The following is a 21,483-nucleotide window of genomic DNA, read 5'->3' as shown; positions in this document are numbered from 1 at the left end:
CAAACTCGTGTACCTTTGAGGTGGCAAGGAATATTTGGGTATGAGGAGGATAAGGTTATGACGCCAGCAACAGGTAGGAGCCGTGTCAGTGCAAGCAAAAAGAAATTGTGGTATCGGGTACACATCCTACTAAGTTCCATGTTTTTGGGCAGTACGATCCTCTATGCAGCTGCCAGTCTGGCTACCACGAAGGCAAGTTCTACCAACGGGAATGCTTCAGCACCAGCCAAGGGTAGCGGTTCAATGGGTGACGCACTCTTAAAAACGATGCTGGGAGCTGACGCGCTGCGTTCTAACCCGCCTGCTCCTTCAACCACCACCCGTTCTAGCTCTTCGCTGCCAGCGATTAGCAATCCAGCCGCCCCAGGAAGAAGTTTACAGCAACCTGGAGCCGTCACGACGCCGACTCAACTGGCTCAAGCCAGCACCTTCCCAGATGTACAAGGTAGCTGGGCGCAGACGTTTATTGAAGCACTCGCAGAGCGAGAAGTGATCGTAGGCTTTCCAGATGGCTCTTTCCGCCCTGACGAGCCGGTGACACGCGCTCAGTTTGCCGCCATGATCCGGAAGGCTTTTCAAAGACCCGCCACTCGCCAAGCGATCGATTTTGTGGATGTGCCTGCCAATTACTGGGGTTACACAGCCATTCAGGAAGCTTATCGGACAGGGTTTTTAGAAGGATACCCCAACCAGGTTTTCCAGCCGAATCAAAACATCCCCCGCGTCCAAGTCTTGGTATCTTTGGTCAGCGGACTTAACTTGAATCCAACCGCAGATACCGCCTCAATTTTAAATGGTTTATTTCAGGATGCTGGGAGCATTCCTGCCTATGCCCGCACCAGTGTTGCCGCCGCTGCACAAAATCAACTAGTTGTCAACTATCCAGATGTGGCGCTGTTAAATCCTAATCAGTTAGCCACCCGTGCTGACGTGGCAGCGTTTATTTACCAGGCTTTAGTGAATGCGGGGCAAGCGCCGCAGATTCCAGCAACGGATGTTGCTGCTCGTTACGTTGTTGGCTACGAACCCGTGGCGACAACACCGCCTCCCCTGACAGCAGAACAAGTTGCAGCCTTGCGCCAACAGTATCGGCTTCCGGCACCCCCAATAGTAGAACAGCTGCGGCGGTTAATTGGCGGAAACTCTAGTATTACAACACCCACGGCTTTCGGAGCCGATCGGGGTCAGGCTTTTATCGGAGGGGGCTTCCAAGAAAGAACCCGCAACACCAATAAGGCAGACGGGGTAATTGCAGCAGGTATTGGTCTGGGCGATGCTCGAAGAGCAGTGGGTGTAGAAGGCGTTATCTCAATTTATGACCTCTTCGGCGATGATAGCTTTGAAGATGGTGGGATTAGCTTCAAGATTCACCGTCAGTTTGCTAATGACCTAGCCGTTGCGGTTGGGGTGGAAAATATCGAGACGTTTGGAGAACCCGATCCAGGGTACAGCACCGTTTACGGTGTCGTTAGTAAAGTTTTTCCGCTAGGATCTCGGACAACGGCAGGCTTCTCCCCCTCAGTTACTGCTTCTGTAGGTCTGGGTGGCGGTCGCTTTCGTTCAGTACCTGATATTGAGGCTGGCAGAGACTCGGTCAATCCGTTTGGCAGTATTGGCGTGCGCGTAGCTCAACCAATATCGGTCATTGCCGAATGGAGCGGTCAAGATTTGAATGTGGGTGCTTCGATCGCTCCATTCGAGAATATACCGCTGATCATCACTCCAGCGCTTGCTGATGTAACCGGAAATGCTGGTGATGGGGCGCGTTTTATCCTGGGCGTCGGTTACGGCATTACTTTCTAAGTTCTTTGCTCGCAAAACAAAAGCCATGAATATCAAACGTCTTTCTGTAAATCTCGGTCTGGGTTTAGCTTTGGGTTCTTCTCTTCTGCTTTCGGAAACAGCGCTTGCCCAGACTCCAGGCTTCAATTCAGATGTCACAGGGCCGGTTATGACGACTAGCGACGTTGTCAACGGAGCCTTCATACCCGATAGAGGTGGGCGGGGAAGACTCGCCTTCAGAACGGAGGCGATCGCGTCTGCTGTCAACCAGGCAGCAGCCTCAGTCAACTCCCAGACTGCCAATAATAGCTTAGGGAACGTTTTGACAGGGACTGGAAATGTTGCTGCTAGCGCGAGCCAGCTAGAAAGCGGTCTGGTGAATGCTACTGAAGGCATTAATCCAACCCTGGCTCGTAACGTGGTTGCCAACTTGCAAGGGCTAACCGCAAATGGTAGGGTCGATGCGGTTCGGCTGGCGGCGGCAGTGGAAGCATATAATGCTCTCATCAACTCCAGTAGCGGCGTATTTTTGAGCGAGCCTCCCGATGAGCTGCTAGCGATTCAATCTGTCCTGGCTGCATTGTTGAATGCGGCTTTTGGAGCAGGTTAATGGTACTTCCAAATTTGATGTCAATTAATGAGGATCTATGGGGTTGAGCGCTGCTACTATCAGTCCCTATGAGGGAGTTTGGGATGAAATCGCTCAGCGAGCTGAAAACTTGAGCTAAGTGTAGGTGAAACAAACTCTAGCAGCACAAAAGCTGCTCCATTCTTGGAAAAAGCTGACTAGTGGCTCGACCAACCGCCAAATCTTTGGTGCAGCTGTTACAGTTGCTCTGATGACAGCGTTGGTAAAAGTAGCAGCTGCGGGAAAGGAATTGGTAGTTGCTTGGAAATTTGGCACTGGGGACGAACTCGATGCATTTTTAATTGCCTTGCTCGTTCCTTCTTTTATCATCAATGTGGTAGCTGGCTCTTTTAATGCTGCCTTCATCCCCACCTATATTCAGGTACGGGAGAAAGAAGGTGTAGAGGCAGCACAAAGGCTTTTCTCCGGGGTAATTGTCTGGAGTTTAGGGTTGTTGTTAATTACTACCATACTGATGGTAGTTACTGCGCCTCTATATCTACCCTGGATTGCTAGGGGGTTTAGCTCTGAAAAGTTAGGCCTGACGTTTCGTCTTCTGTGGGCGATCGCGCCTGTTGTGCTGCTGGATGGGGTGGTTGTTATCTGGGTTGCACTTTTGAATGCGGGTGAGCGATTCGCTTTAGCTGCACTTTCTCCGATTATTACCCCAGTTATCAGTGTGATATTTCTGCTGATATGTTCGTCTTGGGGAATCTTTGCCTTGGCAGGTGGTCTACTGTGCGGTGCAGTTTTGGAGATGGTAGTTATGGGAGTGGCGCTGAAGCGGCAAGGTATCTCATTGCGCCCCAGGTGGTACGGATTTGATCCTCACTTGCGTCAGGTAGCTGGTCAGTATGCACCGATGATTGCTGGAGCTTTTTTAATGAGCAGCACCAATCTGGTGGATCAATCAATGGCAGCAATGCTGTCACCGGGAAGTGTCGCCGCCTTAAACTATGGCAATAAAGTAATTGCATTTCCAATTGGGCTAATGGCTACAGGATTGGGAACAGCAGTAATTCCATATTTTTCAAAGATGGTTGCCTGTAAAGATTGGACAGGAGTGCGCTATACACTTCAGCGTTTTCTTTTTTTTATTTTTATGGTGACCGTACCCTTAACAGGGTTTTTATTTCTGTTTTCTGAACCTATTATCCAAGTGTTGTTTCAAAGGGGTTCATTTACACCTGAAGCTACGCGCTTAGTAGCCCAAATACAAGCTTTTTATGCCTTGCAAATCCCTTTTTATATTTCAGGTATTTTGGTTGTGCGGTTAATTTCGTCAATTCAACTTAATCAGATACTAATGTGGGCATCTGGGTTTAATTTAATAATTAATATTAGCTTCAATTACTTGCTTACAAAGTATATGGGCGTATCAGGTATTGCCTTATCTACTTCCATTGTTATCTGTTTTTCCTTTGGTTACTTGACCTACTGTTTATTGAGTGTGAAAAAAATTACACCCAAACTTATATGAAGTTAATAACCCTTTTTCGCCTCTTATACAAAAAGTTTTTTTCTAAGCAAGAAAGTAAGTATGCTAGCTTTGTTCTCGGTGAGAAAATAGCATCTTTATGGTATCCAAAATTTACTTTCAGTGAGTATGGAAAGATATGGCTTGAAAATAAAGATTTTTTCGATTTTTACGAAAAATATGTAGGAAAAAGCTACCGTTCTGCTGACAGAAAATTTTTTATTACATCTTTGTTATCGCTTGTTGATGAATTGCCGGGTGACACGGCTGAGTGTGGTGTCTTTAACGGTGCTTCATCTTGGCTAATTTGTAATAAATTTAAAAATACTGACAAGGTACATCATGCTTTTGACTCGTTTGAAGGCTTATCTTCACCTTTGGAGATAGATGGAGTGTATTGGCAGGCAGGTGATTTGAAAGCCACTGAAGATATAGCTAAAAGAAATCTTGCCGAGTATAAAGATAAAATAGAAATCTATAAAGGATGGATACCAGAAACATTTAATAATGTCTCAAGTAAAAAATTTTGTTTTGTTCATATAGATGTTGACCTTTATCAACCTACCTTTGATTCCCTTTGTTTTTTCTACCCTAAAATGGTAACTGGTGGACTAATCTTGTGTGATGACTACGGATTTACAACCTGTCCAGGCGCAAAAAAAGCGTTTGATGAGTTAATGGAAAATAAGGCAGAAAAGATTATTAATGTTCCAAGTGGTCAAGCTTTTGTCATCAAAAAATAATTGTACTGGCTACAGCAATGCTTCAGTAAAATAAAAAAATGCAACAGGACAAAATCTGGGATTATTTTCAGGTACAATCATCTGACATATTCTTGCAGTCAGCTCCAAGGTTAAACTATCTTTTTCGCCAAGTTTTGGCAATTTATAGTCACACCAAGCCAAGAGTATTGAACATAGGAGTTGGCAACGGCTGGCTTGAACAGAAATGTATGGAGCAAGCCTGGGAAACTTATGCTTTAGACCCAAGTGAAACCACAATTGCTCTGCTGGAGCAAAGAGGTATTGAAGGAAAGGTAGGGTATATAGAACAGATTCCGTATCCTGATAATTTTTTTGATGTTGTTTTTTGTTCTGAGGTTATCGAACATTTATCAAGTGAACAAATACAGCAAGGCTTGTATGAGATAGAACGGATATTAAAAAATTCTGGGTTATTGGTTGGGACTGTTCCATTTAAGGAAAACCTTTTTAACAGCCAAGTTATCTGTCCTGATTGTGGACATATTTTTCACAAATGGGGACACCAGCAGTCTTTTAATACTCATAGTTTAGCGGCTATATTTTCAGGTAATCTGAAAGTAGAGAAACTTAAAGTAATTTATTTTGTTAGTTGGTCATCATTGAATTGGAAGGGTGTTATAAGTGCCTTGCTCAAAAAATGCTTATCACTAATTGGCTTACATGGAAACAACGGAAATATATTTTTTATAAGTAAGAAATTTGTATGAGTCTTATCGGTGATATCTATTCTAACCTATATAAAAAGCTTTGCGGAACGCATCCGCATATACGATTTTGGCATTTTCAATGGTTGGCAGTAAAAGACCTTTATTCAGATCTCAAGCGTATATTACCAACTCTTGAAGGGCGCTTGCTCGATGTTGGCTGCGGTGATAAACCTTACAGCACTTGGATAAATTTAGAGAAGGTCAAACATATCGGCATTGATATTTATCCCGGCTCAAAGGTTGATATTGTCATTGACACTGATGAAGAATGGCTTTTAGAAACATCTTCTTTTGATGCTATTTTATGCACTCAGGTTTTAGAACACACAGCCAACTTAGGCAATACTATTGAGGAAATTACTCGGGTTTTAAAAACGGGCGGTATACTAATACTAACTGTACCTTTTATCTATAACGAGCATGGTGTACCAGATGATTATCGGCGGTTTTCAGTATACGGACTTATAAATTTAATCGAGCAAAATTATGAAGTTATGGAAGCAAAACATCAGGGCGGTATTGGTAGCACGGTTGGGGCGCTAGTTTTAAATTGGCTCGAAAGGCAAATGAACTTGTACAAATACAGTCGTATATTAAAAGGCGTAATTCTCCCGCTTTGGATATTTTTTTGTATGGTCATTAACTTAAGCGGTTGGTTGATAGATTATAGCGATCGCACTCAGGCATTTTATAGTAATGCTTTAATAGTTGCAAAAAAAAAATGCGGTTAACCTTAGTAATTCCTTCCATATTCGCTGGCGGTGCTGAAAAGGTAATGTCAGTCATGGCTAACTACTGGGCAGCTAAAGGATGGAAAATTACTTTGTTGACTTTCGATGATGGCAAAGTACCTCCGTTTTATGACCTAGATTGCAATGTTCATCATATTTGTTTGGGTATAGCTAGAGAGTCGCCAAGCTTGCTCGTTGGTATCTGGAATAACCTGAAACGCATTCAAGTTCTACGAGTCGCCATTGCTGATAGTCAGCCCGATGCTGTAATTAGCTTCATAGATAAAAATAACATACTCACCCTACTGGCGACGCGCGGGTTACATATCCCAGTAGTAGTATCTGAACGCATTCATCCAGCAATGTACTCTATTGGCGGGGTAAGGGGGTTATTGCGTCAGTGGATTTATCCCAAAGCCAATCGAGTTGTTGGGGTAACTGCAAGAGCATTGAGTTATTTTTCTGCCCAGATACAATCTCGCTCGTATGTTATCCCTAATCCAGTTATATTTATTAATACAAACCAAACAGAGTCAGCAAAATTGATAACTAAACCATCTCTAATTGCTGTTGGACGGCTTGACTCTCAGAAGGGTTTTGACTTACTGCTACAAGCTTTTGCACTGCTAAAAGTCTGCTACCCTGATTGGACATTGACAATATTAGGAGAAGGGGCATTACGCACGGAATTAGAAGCTTTGCGGGACCAGCTTGGTTTGTCTAACCGGGTTCATCTACCTGGACGGGTGAAAAATATTTATGAATTTCTGAAGCAGGCTGATATTTTCGTTATGTCTTCCAGGTTTGAAGGATTTCCTAACGCTCTGTGTGAAGCAATGGCTTGTGGTCTACCCGTCATTTCTACAGACTGTCCCAGCGGGCCAAGAGAGATTATTCGTGATGGCGTAGATGGTATTTTAGTAAAAAATCAAGATGTAGATGCTTTAGCTGCGGCAATGAAGCGTCTCATGTCTGATGAAGCAGAGCGCCAACGCTTAGCTAGTCGTGCTACACAGGTAATGGATAGATTTAGTTTAGAGAAAGTAATGAATATGTGGGAAAAATTGTTGGATCAAGTTGTCAAGGAGAAGCTATGACAAGCACTTTTGAGCAGGAAGTAAAGCAGGGCGATCGCTTTCAATTTGGCAAAAACTGGCAGCGCTTTTTATCAGTTCTTAATGACGAGCGCATTGCAGAAGCACAAAAGTCGCTCAAACAGATGCTCCAAGTAGAAGATTTACAAGGTAAAACCTTTCTTGATATTGGCTCTGGTAGCGGGTTATTTTCTCTTGCCGCTCGTCGCTTAGGAGCTAAAGTGCATTCTTTTGATTACGATCCTGATTCAGTAGGTTGTACTCAAGAACTCAAACGCCGCTATTTTCCTGATGATAATAATTGGATTATTGAACGAGGTTCCGTTCTAGACGCAGATTACTTAAAGTCTCTAGGCAAGTTTGATATTGTTTATTCATGGGGCGTGCTTCACCATACTGGAGCTATGTGGCAAGCCATAGAAAATGTCACTTTGCCTGTTGCAGAGCAGGGTAGGTTGTTTATTGCTATTTACAATGAACAGGGCGGTAAATCTAAACGTTGGCGCAGAATCAAGCAACTTTACTGCTCAGGAATAGCCGGGAAAACCCTAGTTTCTACTTTGTTCATTCCCTATTTTATTTTAGGTGGATTAGCTGTAGATATACTCAAGGCTCGAAATCCAATAGCTCGATATACCGAGTACAAAAAAACGAGGGGTATGTCTATAGTTTATGATTGGTTTGATTGGTTAGGTGGCTACCCGTTTGAAGTCGCAAAACCAGAAGAAATCTTTAAGTTCTATCGGAATAAAAATCTTGTGCTAGAAAACCTGCTCACTTGTGGAGGTAGCTTAGGCAACAATCAATTTGTGTTTAAAAAGTAATGATTGAGATTGCCTTCCTAATTCGTTCGCTAAATTATGGCGGGGCTGAAAGACAATTAATAACCCTCGTAAAAGCCCTTGATAAGAAAAAATTTAATATAACAGTTCTCTACTTTTACTCTGGTGGGGCATTAGAAAAAGATCTGCAAGATAGCGAGATCCAGTTGATTTCTTTAGAAAAGCGCGATCGCTGGGACGTTGTCGGCTTTTTATTGCGTCTTATCTATCATGTAAAGCGCATAAATCCTAATGTCTTGTATGGATTTATGAGTACATCAAATTTACTGACTATCTTCCTAAAGATTTTTCTTCCATCAACTAAAATTTTCTGGGGAGTTCGAGCATCCAATGTTGATTTAAGCCGATATGACTGGCTATGCCGTCTTATATTCAAACTAGAGTGCTTATTTTCTCATTTTGCCGACCTAATTGTTATCAACTCTCATGCGGGTCTAGCTTATCATCTAGCACATGGTTTTCCTGCTGATAAGATGGTAGTAATTCCTAATGGTATCGATACAGAACGCTTTAAACCAGACAAGGAAGCAAGGGCGAGGTTACGAACAGAATGGAGTATAGCTGAGGACACAATATTAATTGGATTAGTCGGACGGTTAGACCCTATGAAGGACCATCCTACCTTTCTCAAGGCAGCTGCACTTCTATGTCAAGAGTGGGAGAATGTACGTTTTGTCTGCGTGGGTAACGGTCTGGAGAGTTATGCTAATGAGTTGTATCAGCTATCTGAAGAGTTAGGTATCTCTAACAAAATTATTTGGGCAGGAGCGCGTGCCGATATGCCTGCGGTTCATAATAGCCTAGATATGGCTGTTTCTTCTTCTTACACCGAGGGATTTCCTAATGTGATTGGGGAAGCGATGGCGTGCGGTATCCCATGTGTGGTGACGGATGTGGGAGATTCAGCCTGGATTGTAGGTGATACGGGGGTGGTAGTGGGGAAGCAAAACCCAGAAGCTCTTGCTTTAGGGTGGGTAGCTTGTTTAGAAAGGGAGAAAAGTGTCTTGGGGTTAAATGTACGTTCGCGTATAGTCGAGCATTTTAGTGTGAAGCAACTCGTAGAGCAAACAGAGGAAGCACTGTGGCTGAAGGTTTAACCAGCGATTTGCTCAGGGCTGCTTTTTGTATTGGATTATTATGCTTCTGGATTGCTAGTCGAAATCTTTCAATTTTTACAGCTTTTTATGCAGCCCTTGTCAAAGTTTTAATTCCGCTGGTTTATTTTGCTTTTTTCTTTGATGGTACTTGGATATTTCTGGATGACATAACTTATCAATCTCAAGGAACCAAAATGCTGCAATTGGGATATAACCCGATTACAGCACTAGTCAATCCAAATGGTCTGTCGAATCTGATGTCTCTATCGGGAGGGAGACATGTCCTCTATGGGTGGTGGAATATACTCGGTCAGTATTTATTTGGTAAGTATTACTACTCTCCAGTCTTTCTAAACGTTTCTCTTACTTTTATTAGTGGATATTTTCTGTTTCGTATAGCTCATCTGAGTGGTTTTAGCCGTAAGTATGCTCAGAGGCTGCTTCTGTTTTCTTTATTTCACTGGGAAATAGTAGCATGGTCATCCTTTCTGAATTTAAAAGATCCTATGATTATGACTCTTACTATAATAGCAATCTACTTAATTTTAAGATTATCAAAACAGCTTAAATTTTATGATTTATTGGGCTTGGGAGGAGTTATTTTTGTTTTTTTCTGGATTAGATTTTATGTCCCGATCATCATGATGATAGCTACCGGAATCTGGCTCTCTCTTTTTCAGAAGGGCTGGCGGAGATACATTTTACTTTTTTTAGCAGCTATTGGTAGCATTTTTGTTATATTTTTCTTAGGGCTAGAAAATACTCTATATAATTTCAATCGTCTTGATCAGAATTGGACAACTATTCTATTAGGAGTAATCAGAATGGCATTAACGCCTCAACCTTGGTCAATTGAGCCAGCATCTACTTTTCTATTTTTTCCATCTATTCTTCATTGGGTATTATTTATCCCTGCTATCTGCGGTGGATGGATGCTTTGGCGGTGTTCAAGGGAAGTCAAATTTCTATTCGTATACCTTGTCCTAACCCTTTTTCTTTATGGAGCTTTCTATGAGCTACAAGGACCTCGTCAGCGGCTTCAGATAACTCCTATAATTGCTTGGGCACAGTTCCACTTCTTGTGGATGATTTTAAAAATTCAGCCCCCTCGCATTCCGCTTAAAGGACATTTGATATAGCTAAGATTACAAAATATAGATGAAATTGTTGTTTATCATCACTGGGCTTTCAACTGGTGGGGCTGAAATGATGCTCTACAATCTATTATCTCGTATAAATCAAGAGCAGTTCGCTCCGGTTGTCATTTCTCTAGTGAAGCGAGGAACCTTAAACACTAGCATCGAATCTTTAGGCATCCCAGTTTACACTATTGATATGAAACCAGGAATACCAACCTTAACCTCTATTTGGCGGTTGGTTAGTATTGTGAGAGAACTCAATTCTAACTTAATTCAAGGCTGGATGTATCATGGTAATTTAGCAGCACAATTAGCTGGCATTATTGCTCCTCAGCCCGTACCTGTACTCTGGAATATTCGCCACTCTCTGCACTCATTAGACAGCGAAAAAGCAGGTACAGCAGCCATCATTAAACTATTAGCTAAACTTTCTAGTTATCCCTCACAAATTCTGTATAACTCTAAAACCAGCGCAATCCACCATGAGGAGCTTGGCTACAAAGCTGAGAAAACTAGAATAATTCCTAATGGCTTTGATACAGATTTATTTACTCCCTCAACAGAAGCTAGAAATAGCTTGCGAACTGAACTAAGCATTGCAGAAAATATATTTCTCATCGGTTTAATGGGGCGCTATCACGCTGTTAAAGATCACGCCACTTTTTTGAAAGCAGCAGCAATTCTGCTAGAAACATACTCAGATATACATTTTGTTCTTGCAGGTAGGGAAATCAGTCGAGATAATAAAGCCCTACAGGATATTATCGAAACATGGGGGTTGACAGAGCGAATCCACTTGCTAGGAGAACGCTCTGATATGCCACAGATTACAGCAGCTTTAGATATTGCTTCCTCTTCTTCTTACAGCGAAGCTTTTCCCAATGTCATTGGTGAAGCTATGTCCTGCGGTGTACCTTGTGTGGTTACAGATGTGGGAGACTCAGCCTGGCTGGTGGGCGACACAGGGCGAGTTGTACCGGCACGAGATCCGCAAGCACTCGCCAAGGCCTGGAAAGAGTTAATCGCTCTGGGGTCAATGGGTAGAGAAACACTGGGGCATCTGGCACGGACAAGAATCATCGAACACTTTTCTTTAGACTCTGTTGTGACACAGTATGAGGAGTTGTATGAGATTGTACTTACTGGGCAACTCAACAGAAGGAATTAGGGTGAATGTGCGGTATTACAGGCTTTTGGGACATATCCAGACAAAAAAGCGCATTGGAAATGCAGGCGATCGCGCGAAAAATGTCCGATGCCCTACTCCATCGCGGCCCAGATGACGGCGGCGCGTGGGTGGATGCCGCAGCCGGAATTGCGCTAGGTCATCGGCGGCTGGCAATTGTAGACCTCTCCCCACAAGGACATCAGCCGATGGTGTCTGCCAATGGGCGCTACATTATAGTATTCAACGGCGAAATTTATAACTTTTTAGACTTGCGGCGAGAACTCGAACGGCTAGGACATCGGTTTCGCGGTGGTTCGGACACAGAAGTGATGCTGGCTGCTTTTACAGAGTGGGGTTTGCAGCAAGCCGTCCAACAGTTTAACGGTATGTTTGCCTTTGCCCTGTGGGATTGCCAAGAAAGAGTTTTGCACTTGTGCCGAGACAGGCTAGGGGAAAAACCCCTATATTACGGCTGGATGGGCAAAACTTTGTTATTCGGTTCCGAATTAAAAGCACTCAAAGCTTATCCCCATTTCCACTGTGAAATCAACCGCGATGCCTTAGCGCTGTTTGTGCGGCACAACTATATCCCCACACCCTATTCCATCTATCAAGGCATCTACAAATTAGCCCCCGCCACAGTCCTAACCTGGAATGGTGGTGAAAATCGCTCTTCTCCAATACCATATTGGTCTGCCAAGCAAATCGCTGAATCAGGTGTCACCAACTCCTTCGCTGGTTCAGAGGCGGAAGCAGCAGAAAAACTAGAGACGTTGTTACAAGAAGCTGTCAAGCTGCGAATGATGGCAGATGTCCCCTTGGGCGCTTTCCTCTCAGGCGGCATCGACTCCTCGACTATCGTAGCCATGATGCAGCGAGTCTCAAGCCAACCCGTGAAAACCTTTACCATCGGTTTTTATGAAAACTCTTACAACGAAGCCGCCTATGCCAAAGCTGTCGCCCAACATTTAGGCACAGACCACACAGAATTATATGTGACAGCAGAAGAAGCACTAGCAGTTATCCCCAAGCTACCAACTTTATACGATGAGCCATTCTCTGACTCATCCCAGATTCCTACCTTCCTCGTCTCTCAACTTGCCAGACAGCAAGTGAGTGTTGCACTTTCCGGCGATGGAGGGGATGAACTCTTTGGTGGCTACAACCGCTACTTCTTGGTTAGCAAGATTTGGCAGCAAATCGGCTGGATACCGCCAACGATGAGGCAGGTTGCAGCAGATGCATTGACTAACTTATCCCCCGATAAGTGGAACCAAGCCTTTTCTTATGTTGATAGTCGACTACCCGCGCAACTACAGCATCCGAACCCAGGCGACAAAATCCACAAGCTAGCTGAAATTTTGGCAATGCCGAACCCTGAAGCCATCTACAGGAGTTTTCTTTCCCACTGGAAAAACCCAGAAGTTTTGGTAATAGGTAGCCGCGAACCACCGACAGTATTGAGCGATCGCCAACAATGGGCGAACCTACCATCATTTATGCAGCGAATGATGTACCTCGATACTGTCACCTATCTTCCGGACGATATTCTTGTCAAGGTAGATAGGGCTAGTATGGGAGTGGCTTTAGAAGCTCGCGTGCCGCTGTTAGATCGCCACCTTGTCGAGTTTGCCCTGCGCCTGCCACTTTCCATGAAAATCAACAAGAGCGGGGGGAAATGGCTGTTACGAGAAATATTGTGTAAATATGTACCTCGTAACTTGATTGAGCGTCCTAAAATGGGTTTTGGCGTTCCGATAGATCGCTGGTTGCGCGGTTCTTTACGAGACTGGGCGGAGGAATTGCTTTCTACAGAGCGATTGCAGCGGGAGGGCTATTTCAATCCTCAACCCATTCGTCAGAAATGGAAGGAGCATATTGTGGGCGATCGCAACTGGCAATACTATCTTTGGGATGTCCTGATGTTCCAAGCTTGGTTAGATGCCTGACACTCTTTATCTGAATTCCTTATCAAAACTTGAGAAATGTTAGGTCAGTAATTGCTTCAGTTACTCTGCTCCTAAAAATAAACTATTGGAGGTTATAAATGTCTAATTTAGTTAGACCACTCCGTAAAATTCTGTTATTGGAAATTAATGAAGTTCCGTGGCAGCTTATCGATAGATTCAAAACTGATCCACGCTTTCCTCATATCAGAAAGTTTTTTGACAACGCTAAAACTTACACTACGTTAGCAGTTGATAGCGGTGAACTTTCACCTTGGGTTACTTGGCCTTCATTTTATCGAGGTATGAGTAATCAAGAGCATGGAATCAAAAATTTAGGACAAGATCCCCGTACTTTCAAAGGTAAGCCACTCTGGGAGGAATTTCGCGAACTTGGTTTGAGTATTGGTATCTGTGGTTCTTTACAAAGTTGGCCTCCTAGCGATCCAGGGGAGGGTGGCTTCTACATTCCCGATACTTTTGCTCACGACGAAAGGTGTATTCCCAGATATATTGAGCCTTTCCAAAAATTTAATCTCGGGCAAGTTGCCAAAAACGGTCTTGTTGTCAAAAAAGATAGACTGATTTCTAAAGATTTATCAGGGTTATTAGCCTCTCTACCTAAACTTGGTATTTCCAGGACTACCATCATACAAATCGCCAAACAGCTTTGTATGGAATGGATTGATCCACCACGTGTTGCACGTCGATCAACTTTCCAAACTATCCTTTTATGGGATATATTCAAATCTCTCTATAACGCCCATAACCCACCCGCATTTTCTACATTTTTTACGAATCATGTGGCTAGTGTAATGCACCGCTACTGGCACCATATTTTTACTGAAGAATTTGGCGATCGCTACGCCACTCAACCTAAGCTCCATGCGGCTACTATGATTTTCGCTCTTGAAATACTTGACAAAATCCTGGCTGATGCCATGCAATTTTGCCAGGTAAATCCAGAAATAACTTTAGTATTTGCCACCAGTATGGGGCAAGCCGCAATTCACCGGGATGAATATCAAGGGTTTTCTTCGGCAATTTCAGATATTCCTAAATTTATGGGTTTATTTGGCTTACGAAAAACAGATTACAAGCAACTTCTGGCAATGGTGCCGCAGATTGCTGTAGAAATTCCTGACCCAGAAGTAAGATGCCGCCTCATTCAAAAGTTAGATAACTGTTACTCTGTGAGTGGTAAGCCACTATTTAAAGTGGAAGAAATAAACAGTAGCCTTAGTATTACGATTGGAACGCCTCCTGCTATAGACATTAAGTTTAAGAAGTTTATTTATAAAAATAAAAATGGAGAAAGCATTGATTTTAGTTGGGAATCAGCAGGGATTACAATGCATCAAGTCGATCCGGGCACAGCCTACCACATACCAGAAGGTATAATGGCGGTATTCGGTTATGGAATCATACAAAAGGACTCACGAGAAGTAATTAAGGCTTCATCGTGTAAATCTCTACTACTTAAACTTGCCTTTGAAACTACTGAGGCCAAAAGTGTGTATACCCTCTCATAAAGCAGGAGCATTGCTTGAAAGTTAAAATAAATGATTGATTCTAATCTATAGACATCAAGCTGAATACGCGAAGTGAGGTGTGTATCAAATGTGTTGTAGCTTGGTATTAGAATGGCAAGCAAATTAAAATATTTCAAAACGTGAGACAGAAATTAGTTGGTAATACCAGGATAGAATACATAGTGTAGAAATTAAATTTTTCGTAAAAATTTACTGAGTGGATAATATAAATTGATACCTTTAAAATTATGGGATTTGCTTAGTGCGTGCCGCTGACAATTAAAATCAAAAAGAGCTAGGGTACATAAGTTTTGCCGCAAGTTTTATGTAAGTATATGCCTCGGAACTTGATTGAGGAAACCAAAATGGGCTTTGGTATTTCGATTAAATGCTGGTTGCCGGAGTTCTGTGTGCCACTGTTGAGAGGCCTTGCTTTGAGAACAGCGATCACAGCATTAGGGTTGTTTCAATCCTCAACCCATTGTCAGAAATAGAAGAAGCACCTATCGGGCGATCGCAAACTGGCAATATTATCTATGGGCTGTCCTAATGTTCCAGGCATGGTTAGATGACTAAAGGCAGACCGACCTGGTTCTAAACATCAACGAAAAGCAAGTATTATGAGCGATCGCAAAGCGTTTAGGCAAACAAATCGCATTGCCGTCATCGGTCTTGGTTATGTTGGTTTACCTGTTGCCTTGGCGTTTGCCAAAAAGTTCCCCGGCACAATTGGCTTTGATAGTAATGTCGAGAAAGTCAAGATCCTCATGCAGGGCATCGATCCTGCGCGTCAAGTCAGCAATGATGACTTAAAAATCTCCAATCTCCGGATCTCCACCGCGATCGCCAACCTCGCCGAAGCAAATTTTTTTGTAGTCGCTGTACCAACACCAATCGATCGCAACCACCGACCAGACTTAACCTGCCTGATCCAAGCTTCTGAAACAATTGGCAAAGTGCTACAACCGGGAGCAGTAATCGTATACGAATCCACCGTGTACCCAGGAGTAACAGAAGATATTTGTGGGCCCGTCTTAGCCAAGGTATCAGGCTTACAGCAGGGTATAGATTTTAAGCTAGGTTACTCACCAGAGCGAATCAATCCTGGCGATCGCGTTCATACCCTAGAAAACCTGGTCAAAGTCGTAGCTGGGGAGGATGCCGAAACCCTGGAACGGGTTGCCAATGTCTACGGCACCATCATTGAAGCAGGCGTTTACCGCGCCCCTTCCATCAAAGTAGCCGAGGCAGCCAAAGTCATCGAGAACACTCAACGAGACTTGAACATTGCCTTGATGAACGAGTTAGCCTTAATTTGCGATCGCCTGGGCATTCGTACCTGGGATGTTTTGGCAACAGCCAAAACCAAATGGAATTTTTTGCCCTTCACACCTGGACTCGTCGGGGGTCATTGCATTGGGGTCGATCCTTATTACCTAACGACTAAAGCAGAAGAGCTGGGGTATCATCCTCAAGTCATCCTAGCCGGTCGCCGTATCAACGACAGCATGGGTACATACCTAGGACAGCGCCTAGTCAAGCTTTTAGTTCAGGCTAATCTGCCTATCAAAGGGTCGCGAATTGGGATTCTAGGGCTAACGTTTAAGGAAAATGTCCCAGACCTTCGCAATAGCCGAGTGCCAGATATTGTGGCAGAGCTGCAACAATTTGGTGTAGAGCCACTCGTACATGACCCCTTGGTCGATCCCGATGAAGTACAGCGCTACTACAACATTGACCTTGTCCCTTGGCAAGCCTTATCCGAGCTGGAGGGACTGATCCTTGCTGTCAGTCATCAAGTCTACCTAGACATGCCCAGCGCTCAACTACTCAGTTGTCTGCGCTCAGGTGGAGTATTAATGGATGTCAAATCGGTTCTTGACCCTGCTACATTACCATCAACTATCCATTACTGGAGTCTTTAGAGAATATCTGTAACGTGCTAATTATTTTGTAGTGGCGAAGCATTCAACTGGGAATGAATCGATAGAACCCTGTTTTTCCCTAAGATTGTTAGCTCTGAAGAGAGTCGCTACCAAGAACACATCTAAGCTGAGCGAATTGACTTCATAGGCAACCTTATTAGTTCGGTTTTACTATCAAGTTTATATATTTCCATACCTGCATATAAACTAATTGATAAAACTAGGGTGAGATTAGGTTGTGTGGAAAACAAAAATCGCCTGAAAATTTTGCTAGTTGCTAATACGGGCTGGTATCTTTATAACTTCCGTCTGCCTCTAGCTAGATTTCTGCGTCTTCAGGGAATCGAAGTCGTTTTAGTTTCCCCTTGGGATGCCTACGTCGAAAGGCTGGAAGCAGAAGGGTTTCGTTGGATTCAACTGCGGCTGAGTCGGCGGAGTATCAACCCTCTCGTAGAACTCTTAACCATTGCTCACTTAACATACATTTACCTTCGTGAGAAGCCCTCCGCTGTCCATCACTTTACAATTAAGTGCGTTCTGTACGGAACGATTGGTGCAAAGCTTAGTAGAACGAGAGCAGTGGTGAATGCTGTAACCGGTTTGGGCTACATCTTTATTAGCACCGAGTGGAAGGCTCGTACTTTACAACCGATTATCCGGTTTCTGTATCGGCAGATATTGACTGCTCGTAGGGTGAGGGTTGTGTTCCAGAATATGGATGATCTGCAAGCTTTTGCAGATCGAAAGTTGATCGTTCCGGACCGGACGATACTAATCAGAAGCTCTGGTGTTGACTTGAAGCGCTTTTCACCACGTCCCAGTCACCCCGATGCTCCACCTGCTCCGGTTGTGTTGTTCGCCGCTAGGCTGCTAGTTGATAAGGGTCTGATTGAATACGTTGAAGCTGCCCGCATCCTCAAAACAAAAGGAGTCTGCGCGACGTTTCAAATAGCAGGTGTCCCAGACACCGGAAATCCATCTTCAATTTCTGAGACGACCTTGGAGCAGTGGCGCAGGGAAGGAGCGGTTGACCTTCTAGGGTATGTAGAGAAGATGGAAAACCCAATCGCCTTATCAACCGTTGTTGTGCTTCCTTCCTACCGGGAAGGTGTGCCTCGGATTTTACTAGAAGCCGCTGCGATGGGGAAACCACTGGTCGCAACGGATGTCCCTGGCTGTCGAGAGGTGGTTATTCCTGGCAAAAATGGCTTTCTAGTTCCCGTTAAAAATGCTCGGCTGCTGGCTAATGCCATTGAGGTCCTCCTGAAAGATCCAGACCTGTGCAAAGCAATGGGGGAAGCCGGGAGAGAGAAGGTATTACGTGAATTCGATGACCAGGATGTGGTAAGAAGGACGGCAAAAATCTACGAAGTAATAGGAGTAAGACTATCAAGCGACATGGCAGCAACTGAGCAATAGCGATTAATTTTTAATTCTTGGAGTTGGTTGAGCAGTGGTTGGTAACGGTAGCCTCACTCACCCGCAGCAAAGGCAACGTGATGAAGATGTTTCATCCCCAGCGCAAAAGATGCCATTTTTGTGTTTAGCTAGTTCTGCCTTGGTCTTGCTATTAATCGAGATTATTCCTATGGGAATAGGGATTACTTTCTATCTAAGCACCCTTGCTCCAACCTATAAACGCTAGGTGGAGAAACAAACTAGGAAAAGTTTATTGCTCAAGTTGTCCAAATTATCTGTTACTGCAAATTTGGGTTTTTCAGGCACGCCGCCTAACCAAACTCGTGAAATTTTTCGTGCAGATGAAATTCCGGAGTGGTGGGTACATCTCGACAGGTGGGCGGTTAATCCGTCACCTAAAAATAGCCTTTTTCCAAAAAAACACCCCATTCCTAAAAAGTCAAGGGTGCTTGAAAGAGTTTATACCCGATTATTTTGGCGCGGCTAGCCTATCGCCCAATGTGGTAGTCCTTAAAAGACTGATAGTAAGAGTCTTCGGGATTGTACAAGTGACATTCATCTGTAATCTGCTTCATCAAAGACCAAGAGAAGCGACATTCACGAATTGAGTCTCCCCACTTTTCTTGGATACTGCGATGAGCTAGTCGCAAGTTATAGGAGGGAATTGCGGTGGAAATATGGTGAGGAATGTGAACATTGATGTCGTGGCAGAGAAATTCTACCCAGCGCGGGTAATCGCAATGGACAGTTCCAAAGAGTTGCGCTTGAGCTTCATTCCACTGCTGGGCAGGGGTGAAGGGAATGTCTGGTGCTGTGTGGTGAACCAGAGTAAAGGTACTCATCCAGAAGTGATACACCAGCCAGGGTAGAAGCCAAAATTTGACAAACCCCCAGATGCCGAGTATGGCAATTAATAAGGGGAAGGCTACGCTGGCAAATACCAGCACGACTATCGCTGATAATTTCACTTTCTGGCGGTCATTCCCTTTAAATTGCCACCAATTAAAATGCATAACACCCCAGTGGACAATCGAAGCCACCCACCAAAATCGACCCCGCAGTAAGCGATAGCCCCACTGTCCCAAGCTTCCTAAACTGTTATAAAACTCTGGTTGAAAGGGTTCCCAAGCGTTGTCTTCATTGAGCTTATTGGTGTGGGTATGATGATAATTGTGCAGAATCCGCCAACTGTGGAAAGGATAAATGAGCGGCAGCATGAATAAATGCCCTACGAGATCGTTTATCCAGCGCCGATTGGCAAAGGATCGGTGTCCGCAGTCATGCCCAATCACAAAAAAACCAGTCAACGCTGTGCCGATAAAAATCCAGAGAGGAGGTAAAAGAAACCAGGGAGCGATCGCTAAACCCCAGTAGCCTAAGCCAACCATTAAAACGTTAATCAGCGCTGTGAGCCAAGCTTTGCGGCGATTCTTGGTAAAAACCTCACGCGGTAGACTCCTCAAAATGTCTCTTAGGTGCAGGCTGTCAGTGGTTGCATCCGAGTTGGGGAGCGTTGCTGGGATAGTCGATGTCATGCAGAGATTAAAGTTCTCGTGGTTTTCGTTGAGTGCAGTGCGTTTATACGCGCACAAAAATACTGCCCGATACAGATTTGTGGCAGGCAGTATTTTTGATCGGCGAATGATTTATACCTTCGGGCAAACGAAGCTAGCACCGAAGAGTTGCCGATAGAGTTACAAACAGCATTTCTAGGGATAAAAGCCTCTTCCTACGAACCTTACGGGTTAGCGGTGCTAGGTGTCGCCGCCATCTCGCGATCCGATGCTAACCGCTGCTTTTTGATTGTTTGCAGCTGTTGCAAGAGAATTTCAACTTCCGCCTGCAAATGCAGGAACTTAACTTGCTGGTCGGCTTGATAGACAGCTTTGGTTGCAGGCTTCAAAGGCTTGTTACCAGTTGGGGCTGTCAAAAGATTGCTCAGCGGCTCGGAATTGCCAACAGAGTCTTGCGGACGAATCAGTGTAGATGAACGAGTGGACATCAGCTAAACAGATATTTCTGTGTACTCACACCATCCAGTAATTTTAGCCTGAAGTGGTAACTAAGTTAAATTTTATGTGTCGCTTTTCCAATTGGCTAAAAAAATGCTGTGTTCTGTAGAAGTTAGGTTGGTAGTGCTACCTTTGTCGCTCTGGCGGGTGCAGGGTGCGCCTAAGGGTCGAATACGTCTCCCGTCCTTCAATAACTCTGGACACAATCGAGGCAGTGCCTCGATTGCGAACCAAAATCTAAAATCGGTTTAACTTCGCCAAGGACGACTCACTTGTTCCAATTGGGCAACTTCCTCGCTGCTCAATTCCCAACCGAGCGCCCCAGCATTCTGCCGCGCCTGTTCGGCTGTCTTCGCGCCTGGAATCGCAATCACATCGTTCTGAGCGATTAACCAATTCAGGGCAACCTGAGCGGGTGTTTTTTGATATTTTTCCCCCAACTGATTCAGCAAAGATGTCACCGGGGAGATTTTCTCCAAACCACTGCGGCTGAAGCGAGAGTCAAATCGGCGGGCACCCGTCGGTTCCTGGTACTTCTCAACGGTGTACTTACCAGTGAGTAACCCTTGTGCAAGAGGGCTGTAAGCCAGGATTGTCACCCCCAGTTGACGCGCTGTGTCGAGAATGCCGTTGGTTTCGATTTGTCGCGTTAGCAGAGAATAGCGTACTTGGTTCACCGCTAGAGGCACGCCCCTGGCTGCCAGCAGTTGGTGCGCTTCTTTCATTTGTTCGGCTGAGTAATTGCTGACGCCGACTGTCGCAATTCTGCCTCGCTTCACCTCATCGGCTAGGGCATTCATCAGCGTCTCTTGACTCATCAAAAAGGTAAAAGGCCAATGCACCTGATAAAGGGCAACTTGCTCAACCCGCAAGCGTTTTAAACTGTCTGTTAAGGCATCTGAGACAGATTGACCCGTGAATCGCCAAGGGGCAGGGCCGTATTTAGTAGCAATTTGGGCAGGACATCCAGTTTCTTGCATGAACTTTCCCAAAAGTGACTCTGACTCTCCGAACCCATAAATCTCAGCAGTATCAAAAAAGGTAATGCCGGAATTTAGCGTGGCTTCAAAGGCTTCTCGTAGTTGGGCTTCCCCGTAATCGCTGCCATAATTCCAAAACAGCTTGTCCCCCCAAGCCCAAGTGCCGATACCGAGTTGGGTGACTGTGGGACCATCGCGTCCTAAAGTAATCGTTTGTAGGCTCAAAATTTCTACTCTTTA

At 44.4% G+C, this 21,483-nt stretch carries 18 protein-coding genes; 15 read left to right on the top strand and 3 right to left on the bottom strand.

Annotated elements, in window-relative coordinates; translation table 11 throughout:
• Positions 1-57 precede the first annotated feature (57 nt).
• From NC997_RS20430 to NC997_RS20360, 15 genes are all read left to right on the top strand, one after another.
• Positions 58-1,803: an S-layer homology domain-containing protein gene (locus tag NC997_RS20430; protein ID WP_190525438.1), complete on the top strand. Its 1,746-nt coding sequence runs from the start codon at positions 58-60 to the stop codon at positions 1,801-1,803.
• A gap of 25 nt (positions 1,804-1,828) precedes the next feature.
• Positions 1,829-2,392, top strand: coding sequence for a hypothetical protein (locus tag NC997_RS20425; protein ID WP_190677572.1), 564 nt, complete (start codon positions 1,829-1,831; stop codon positions 2,390-2,392).
• A gap of 124 nt (positions 2,393-2,516) precedes the next feature.
• On the top strand, positions 2,517-3,890 hold the full coding sequence (murJ, locus tag NC997_RS20420) for a murein biosynthesis integral membrane protein MurJ (RefSeq protein ID WP_347276058.1): 1,374 nt from the start codon (positions 2,517-2,519) through the stop codon (positions 3,888-3,890).
• Complete coding sequence (locus tag NC997_RS20415; RefSeq protein ID WP_190525437.1) at positions 3,887-4,630, top strand: TylF/MycF/NovP-related O-methyltransferase; 744 nt, start codon at positions 3,887-3,889, stop codon at positions 4,628-4,630. The genes murJ and NC997_RS20415 overlap by 4 nt, the downstream gene beginning before the upstream one ends.
• Positions 4,631-4,668: 38 nt before the next feature.
• Positions 4,669-5,358, top strand: a complete 690-nt coding sequence (locus tag NC997_RS20410) for a class I SAM-dependent methyltransferase (protein ID WP_190525436.1) — start codon at positions 4,669-4,671, stop codon at positions 5,356-5,358.
• Entirely contained in the window at positions 5,355-6,089 is a 735-nt protein-coding gene (locus NC997_RS20405) for a class I SAM-dependent methyltransferase (protein WP_190525435.1), read from the top strand. The genes NC997_RS20410 and NC997_RS20405 overlap by 4 nt, the downstream gene beginning before the upstream one ends.
• A complete protein-coding gene (locus NC997_RS20400; protein ID WP_190525434.1) occupies positions 6,080-7,186 on the top strand; it encodes a glycosyltransferase family 4 protein in 1,107 nt (368 codons plus the stop codon). Before NC997_RS20405 ends, NC997_RS20400 begins: the two co-directional genes overlap by 10 nt.
• Positions 7,183-8,007 carry a class I SAM-dependent methyltransferase gene (locus NC997_RS20395; RefSeq protein ID WP_190525433.1) on the top strand — a complete coding sequence of 275 codons (825 nt, stop codon included), beginning with the start codon at positions 7,183-7,185 and terminating at the stop codon, positions 8,005-8,007. The genes NC997_RS20400 and NC997_RS20395 overlap by 4 nt, the downstream gene beginning before the upstream one ends.
• Positions 8,007-9,122: a glycosyltransferase gene (locus NC997_RS20390; RefSeq protein WP_190525432.1), complete on the top strand. Its 1,116-nt coding sequence runs from the start codon at positions 8,007-8,009 to the stop codon at positions 9,120-9,122. The genes NC997_RS20395 and NC997_RS20390 overlap by 1 nt, the downstream gene beginning before the upstream one ends.
• Complete coding sequence (locus tag NC997_RS20385) at positions 9,107-10,261, top strand: hypothetical protein (RefSeq protein WP_190525431.1); 1,155 nt, start codon at positions 9,107-9,109, stop codon at positions 10,259-10,261. The genes NC997_RS20390 and NC997_RS20385 overlap by 16 nt, the downstream gene beginning before the upstream one ends.
• 19 nt (positions 10,262-10,280) lie before the next feature.
• Positions 10,281-11,429 (top strand): glycosyltransferase, encoded by a 1,149-nt coding sequence (locus NC997_RS20380; RefSeq protein ID WP_190525430.1) that lies wholly within the window; start codon positions 10,281-10,283, stop codon positions 11,427-11,429.
• Between the two features lie 5 nt (positions 11,430-11,434).
• Positions 11,435-13,378 (top strand): asparagine synthase (glutamine-hydrolyzing), encoded by a 1,944-nt coding sequence (asnB, locus tag NC997_RS20375; RefSeq protein ID WP_190525429.1) that lies wholly within the window; start codon positions 11,435-11,437, stop codon positions 13,376-13,378.
• 98 nt (positions 13,379-13,476) lie between these two features.
• The gene (locus NC997_RS20370) at positions 13,477-14,907 is read left to right on the top strand and encodes a hypothetical protein (protein WP_190525428.1); all 1,431 of its coding nucleotides are present in this window, start codon (positions 13,477-13,479) and stop codon (positions 14,905-14,907) included.
• 620 nt (positions 14,908-15,527) lie between these two features.
• A complete protein-coding gene (locus NC997_RS20365; protein ID WP_190525427.1) occupies positions 15,528-16,832 on the top strand; it encodes a nucleotide sugar dehydrogenase in 1,305 nt (434 codons plus the stop codon).
• Positions 16,833-17,072: 240 nt separating this feature from the next.
• Positions 17,073-18,251, top strand: coding sequence for a glycosyltransferase family 4 protein (locus tag NC997_RS20360; protein WP_190525426.1), 1,179 nt, complete (start codon positions 17,073-17,075; stop codon positions 18,249-18,251).
• Between the two features lie 488 nt (positions 18,252-18,739).
• Here NC997_RS20360 and NC997_RS20355 read toward each other — a convergent pair whose 3' ends face one another.
• The 3 genes from NC997_RS20355 to NC997_RS20345 all read right to left on the bottom strand — a co-directional run bounded on the left by NC997_RS20355 (position 18,740) and on the right by NC997_RS20345 (position 21,468).
• The gene (locus NC997_RS20355) at positions 18,740-19,786 is read right to left on the bottom strand and encodes a fatty acid desaturase (RefSeq protein WP_190525425.1); all 1,047 of its coding nucleotides are present in this window, start codon (positions 19,784-19,786) and stop codon (positions 18,740-18,742) included.
• Between the two features lie 203 nt (positions 19,787-19,989).
• On the bottom strand, positions 19,990-20,253 hold the full coding sequence (locus NC997_RS20350) for a hypothetical protein (RefSeq protein WP_190525424.1): 264 nt from the start codon (positions 20,251-20,253) through the stop codon (positions 19,990-19,992).
• A 258-nt stretch (positions 20,254-20,511) separates the two neighbouring features.
• A complete protein-coding gene (locus tag NC997_RS20345; RefSeq protein WP_190525423.1) occupies positions 20,512-21,468 on the bottom strand; it encodes an aldo/keto reductase in 957 nt (318 codons plus the stop codon).
• Positions 21,469-21,483: the final 15 nt, after the last annotated feature.

It is taken from the genome of Trichocoleus sp. DQ-A2 (assembly GCF_039961915.1).
Taxonomy (GTDB): Bacteria; Cyanobacteriota; Cyanobacteriia; order Cyanobacteriales; family FACHB-T130; genus FACHB-T130.
This window is presented reverse-complemented; position numbering and strand designations above follow the sequence as displayed.